This is a genomic window from Streptomyces sp. NPDC005899, assembly GCF_040629645.1.
GTDB lineage: Bacteria > Actinomycetota > Actinomycetes > Streptomycetales > Streptomycetaceae > Streptomyces.
Genome location: NZ_JBEXWB010000376.1, coordinates 1 through 5794, shown reverse-complemented (window position 1 = coordinate 5794; position 5794 = coordinate 1). Strand labels below are relative to the sequence as shown.

Annotated in this window: 2 protein-coding genes and 1 pseudogene; 2 read left to right on the top strand and 1 reads right to left on the bottom strand. The window is 74.1% G+C overall.

Annotation, left to right across the window (positions count from 1 at the left end; translation table 11 throughout):
- Window positions 1-2182, top strand: a pseudogene (locus ABZ371_RS28030) (hypothetical protein); the annotation flags it as partial.
- Between the two features lie 154 nt (window positions 2183-2336).
- Here the strand turns inward: ABZ371_RS28030 and ABZ371_RS28025 are convergent.
- Window positions 2337-2771: a hypothetical protein gene (locus ABZ371_RS28025; protein ID WP_358684616.1), complete on the bottom strand. Its 435-nt coding sequence runs from the start codon at window positions 2769-2771 to the stop codon at window positions 2337-2339.
- Between the two features lie 492 nt (window positions 2772-3263).
- Here ABZ371_RS28025 and ABZ371_RS28020 point away from each other — a divergent pair.
- Window positions 3264-5794 (top strand): nitrate- and nitrite sensing domain-containing protein (locus ABZ371_RS28020; RefSeq protein ID WP_358684614.1); only part of this gene is annotated, 2531 nt, incomplete at its 3' end.

The window sequence follows — 5794 nt, the reverse complement described above, 5'->3', positions numbered from 1 at the left end:
GCCCCGCAGCCTCGCGGAGCTCGGCGAGACCGCACGCGCCGCCCGCGCTGCCGCCGAGACCGCCGAAGCCGTCCTCGCCGAGGCCCGTACCGTCCGCGCCGAGGCCGACGAGGCGGCCGCCGACGCCACGCGCGTGCGGGAGGAGCGGCAGGAGGCCGCCCAGCGGGCCCGGCGCACCGCCGACGCGCTCGCCGGCCTCGCCCACCGCCTGCGTGACCGGGCGGCCTGGCAGGCCCGGCTGCGCGAACTGACCGACGAGGCGGCCGAGTCGGAAGCCCGGGCCACGGCCTGTCTGGAGCGTGCGCGCGCAGCGGACGAGGACCGCAGGGCCGCCCAGCGCGCGGCGGACGACGCACATCGCACTGCCCGCGCCCTGCGGGCGGAGCGCGCCGAGATCGCCGGCGTCGCGGAGGTCCTTCCGGAACCGGCGGCCGGGAGGGCACGCACCTCGCTCCCCGCGCTGCGCGAGGCCTACCGGGCCGCCTCCCAGCTGTACGAGAAGGTCGGGGTCGGCGCCGACCTGCGCGCCGAGCAGGCCAGGGCCGAGAGCGACGAGAGTGCCGCGCTGGCCGAGCTGGACCGCCTCACCAACAAGGTCCGTACGCGGGCCGCCCAGCTCCTGGAGAGCACGGACGGCGCCGACGGACCCTCACGCCAGGCCGCCGCGGCGCGTGCCGAGACCTTCGTCCAGCTCCTGGAGACGCGGGCGTCGACGGCGAGCGAGCAGCTCGGCAGGCTGCGCGGGGAGGCCGAGCGGCTCGCGCCGGCCGACGACGCGCCGCACCACACCGAGCTTCCCGAAGAACTCGTCCCGGCCGACGCCGATCACGCCCAGACCCTGCTCCGCGCGGCCACCGCCCGGCTGGCCACCGCCACCGAGGCGCTGGACACCGCCCGCGCCGCCCACACCGGCCTGCTGCGCGCCCACCGGACCGCCGAGGACTCGGCGAGCGGCTTCGACGAGACCGCCGCACTCCTGCGCGACCTGCTCAGGGACCACGGCACCGACGACGAGACCGAGGCCCCGGGCCCGTACACCGGCAGCCTCGACGAGGCCAGGCAGTCCGCCGCCGAGGCCCGGCGCTCACTGCGCGGCTGCACCACCGAGCTCTCGGCGGCGGAGAGCGCCGTGAGGGAGGCGAGCGACGTGCTGGTGCGGCACGCCAACTCCACCCGCTACGAACAGGTCAGGACGCCCGCCCGTCAGCAGATCCGGGAACTTCCGGCGGCCGCCCTGCCCGACCACGCGGAGAAGTGGGCCACCGCCTTCGCCCCCCGGCTGCGCGTGCTGACGGACGAACTCGCCCAGCTGGAACGCAACCGCGACTCCATCGTCGACCGCCTGCGCGGCCTGGTGGAGTCCGCCCTCACCACCCTGCGCTCCGCCCAGCGCCTGTCCCAGCTCCCCGAGGGCCTGGGCGAATGGTCCGGCCAGGAGTTCCTCCGGATCCGCTTCGAGGAACCCGACCAGGCGACCCTGACCGAACGGCTCGGCGAGGTCGTCGACGAAGCCACCCACGCGGCCCTCAAGAAGAACTCCGACCTGCGCCGGGACGGCATGTCCCTGCTGCTCAGGGGGGTCCAGGCGGCCCTGGAGCCCAAGGGCATCGCCGTGGAGATCCTCAAGCCGGACGCCGTGCTGCGCGCCGAACGGGTCCCGGTCGGACAGATGGGAGACGTCTTCTCCGGCGGCCAGCTCCTCACCGCGGCCATCGCCCTCTACTGCACGATGGCTGCCCTGCGCAGCAACGACCGGGGGCGCGACCGGCACCGGCACGCGGGGACCCTCTTCCTCGACAACCCCATCGGCCGGGCCAACGCCACCTACCTGCTGGAGCTCCAGCGGGCCGTCTCCGACGCGCTGGGAGTGCAGCTCCTCTACACGACGGGCCTCTTCGACACCACGGCGCTCGCTGAGTTCCCGCTGGTCATCCGGCTCCGCAACGACGCGGATCTGCGGGCCGGGCTGAAGTACATCAGCGTGGAGGAACACCTGCGTCCCGGGCTTCCGCAGCAGGATCCCGAAGCGGAGACCGTCCACGGCGAGATCACGGCGACCCGTGTGTTCCGGCGGTCCGTGCCCGCGACGGACGCCGAGGGCGGCCCGCAGGTGCCGCGGTCGCGCACGGAGACTGACGCACGCGGCGGAGAAGCTCCGTCGGGACCGGCCCGGCAGGGGTGAACAACGCGGGAGGCCGGCGCACGCACCGGGACGGCGCGGCCGCCGGCCTCACCGCCACGGCCGGGCACCGCCACCGTCCCGTCCGCCACCGTCCCGTCCGCCACTGCCACGTACCGCCGCAGTCCCGTACCGCCGCCGCGCCCACCGGGCGGGCTCAGGCCCGGGAGAGCCCGCCCGCCCCCCGGCGGCGTATCCGTGCCTCCCTGCGGCCCCGGGCCCTGGCCGCCCGCTTGGCGGCCCGCCGCTCGCGGCGCATCCGGCGCGCCGTGCTGCTGGGCACCGAGACCACCCCGTGGCGCTGGTTCCACACCTGGCGGGTGACCCACACGTCCAGGACCGACCAGGTGGCCACGACCGTGCCGGCCACGCCCCCGATCACCAGGGGAAAGGCGAGCCACGAGCCCGCCAGCGTGCAGAGGAACGCCACCATGGCCTGAATGAGCGTCAGGGACATGATGAGTACGGCCCGCACGGCGGCGGTCCGCACCGGATCCGGCATCCGCCGCCGCTCGGCCGGCTCCTCGACCCACAGCTGCCGGGGGATGTACGCCCCGCCCGCCCGTCCCTGCGCCCCGGCTGCCGTCGGCACCGCACCTCGCCGCTCGTCCGTCTCCAAGGACCTCAACTCCCCACCGCTGTCGGACCGAAGGGTGGCTGCCCCGCCCGCACCCGTTCTACGCGAGTGGTGCCTGCCGGCCGTGCCGTGCGAGCCCCTTCATGTCCCCCTGCCCCCGTACATCTGGACGAACACAGGGCGGTGAAGATTCCCGCGAACGTCCGCAATCGGCCCCGAACGACTGCGGAGCGAAGAGTTCCAGCCAAGTGACCGATGTGGGTATACGGCCCGACAGCAGGTGTTACCTGTCGCTTTCGCGAACTTCTTCGCAGGGAATACCTGGACAACTGGGTGCTGGCGACTCGACGTGCGACCGAAAACCGCCCGGACACGCCTTCGAGTTGGTTGCAGGTCAGTAGTAGGCTCGCGCCGTTTGTTGACGGAACACCGACGGACCTTCGGTGGACCACCGCCGGAGCACCGGAACAACCACCCCCGCGGTGCGGGGTCGAGCTGGGGGAGGCCATGCGCTTTCGCGGGAAGTCCATCCGCAGGAAGATCGTGGCGTTGCTCCTGGTGCCGCTCCTCTCCCTCACGGGTCTGTGGGTCTTCGCGACCTACATCACCGGGCGCGAAGCCGGTGAACTGATCAGCGCGAGCGCCATCGTGGAGAAGGTGGGCCACCCGCTGGAGGACACCGTCCGCGCCGTACAGGGCGAACGCCGTCAGACACTCGTCTTCCTCGCCGACCCCAGGGCCTCCGACGCCCTTCCCCTCCTGCGCCGGCAACGCGCGGCCACCGACCGGGTGGTCGCGGACGTCCGCCGCAGCGCCCAGCGCGAGGACGTCCGGGACGCGCTGAGTCCCGACGCCGAATCGCGGCTCGACTCCATCCTCGGCGAGATCGACGGACTCGACGCGCTGCGCGAGTCCGTGGAGAAGCGCACCGTCGACCGCACCAGGGCGCTCGACTTCTACAACGGCCTCGTCGACCCCTGCTACCGCTTCCTGAACGGTCTCCACACACGGGAGAACGTGTCGATGGACAAGCAGGTCCGGGCCCTGGTCGGCGTCTCCCGCGCCCGGGAGATGCTCTCCCGAGAGGACGCGCTGGTCACCTCCGGGCTCGTCGCGGGACGCCTGGGCGCCCCCGAACTGCGAGCGGTCTCCGACCTCGCGGCCGGCCGCGCCCTCCTCTACGAGGTCAACCTCGAACTCCTGCCGGGATCCGAGCGCACGCGCATGGAGCGGTACTGGGACAGCCCCGACACCGAACCGCTGCGCACCGCCGAGCGACAGCTCATCACGGCCGGGCCGTTCAAGAGGCCGGGCGCCGTCGACGCCGCACGCTGGCAGGACGTCGCCCTCCCGGTCCTGGACCACCTGGCCAACGACAGCACCGAGATGTCGAACCGCTTCCAGGACCGGGCCGAACCCGCCGGATACCGCGTCCTGATGAAGGCCGGCGTCGCCGGGGTCCTGGGATTCGTCGCCCTGCTGGTGTCCGTCTTCGTCTCCGTGCGGGTGGGACGCGAACTCGCCCGCGACCTCTCACGGCTGCGCAAGGACGCGCACGAGGTGTCCGGGGTCCGGCTGCCCAGCGTGATGCGCCGGCTGGCCGCGGGCGAGCAGGTCGACGTCGAGACCGAGGCCCCGCACCTCCAGTACGGACGGGACGAGATCGGCCAGGTCGGGCAGGCCCTCAACACCCTCCAGCGGGCAGCCGTCGAGGCCGCGGTCAAGCAGGCCGACATGCGCCGCGGTGTCTCCGAGGTCTTCGTCAACCTGGCCCGGCGCAACCAGGTGCTCCTGCACCGCCAGCTGACCCTCCTGGACACCATGGAGCGCCGCACCGAGAACAGCGACGAACTGGCCGACCTCTTCCGCCTCGACCACCTCACCACCCGCATGCGGCGCCACGCCGAAGGCCTCGTGATCCTCTCGGGCGCGGCGCCGTCCCGCCAGTGGCGCAAGCCCATCCAGCTGATGGACGTCGTACGCGCGGCGGTCGCCGAGGTGGAGGACTACGAGCGCATCGAGGTCCGCCGCCTGCCCAGGATCGGCGTGGGCGGCCCCGCCGTGGCCGACCTCACCCACCTGATCGCCGAACTGCTGGAGAACGCCACCGTGTTCTCGCCCCCGCACACCGCGGTCCAGGTGCACGGCGAACGCGTGGCCAACGGCTTCACCCTGGAGATCCACGACCGGGGCCTCGGAATGGCGCCGGAGGTCCTGCTGGACGCCAACCTGCGTCTCGCGGAGACCCCCGAGTTCGAGCTCTCCGACACCGACCGGCTCGGCCTCTTCGTGGTCAGCCGGCTCGCGCAGCGGCAGAACGTCAGGGTGTCGCTGCAGACCTCGCCGTACGGAGGCACGACCGCCGTCGTCTTCCTCCCCGCGCAGCTTCTCACCGACGCCCCCGACACCCACGGCACCGGCTTCCGTCTCGACCGCCGGGCCGACAAGGCGATCGGCGGCGGCCGGCCGGGCACCGACGCGGCCGGGCCCGGCAAGGCCCGACGTGACGCGGTGACGGACGGTGCGGGCAGGCCGTCAGGGCTCTCCCCGGTGCCGACCGGACTCACGGATCCCTCGGTGCTCGACGGCCCCGTCGAACTCGAGGGCCCGGTCAGCGGGCTCGGGCTCGACGACCCGGCGCTCGACAGGGCGCTCGACCCGGCGCTGGCCCCCGTCCTCGACGGGGTGTCGGACCTGGAGGACACCGAGAGCGAGCGCGGGGGCATCTTCCGCGCCCGCGACCTGCGCCGGGACCCCGACCAGGAGCAGCACCAGCAGGCCGTCGACCAGGCGGGCGGGCGCCTGGCGGAAGTCCGCCCCATGCGCCCCGCCGGACCGGCCCCGCTGCCGCGCCGCACACCTCCGACGCTGGTGAGCGACAGAGGCCGCCGGTTCGCCGAGCCGGGCCGGTCCCACCTCGCCCCGCAGGACGGCCTCCCGGCGCCCTCGCGCCACGAGGGCTTCCCGACCTCCCCCCGCCACGGGGGCGGGCCCGCCCCCGGGGGCCCCGACCCCCGCCGGCCCGCCCCGGGAACCCC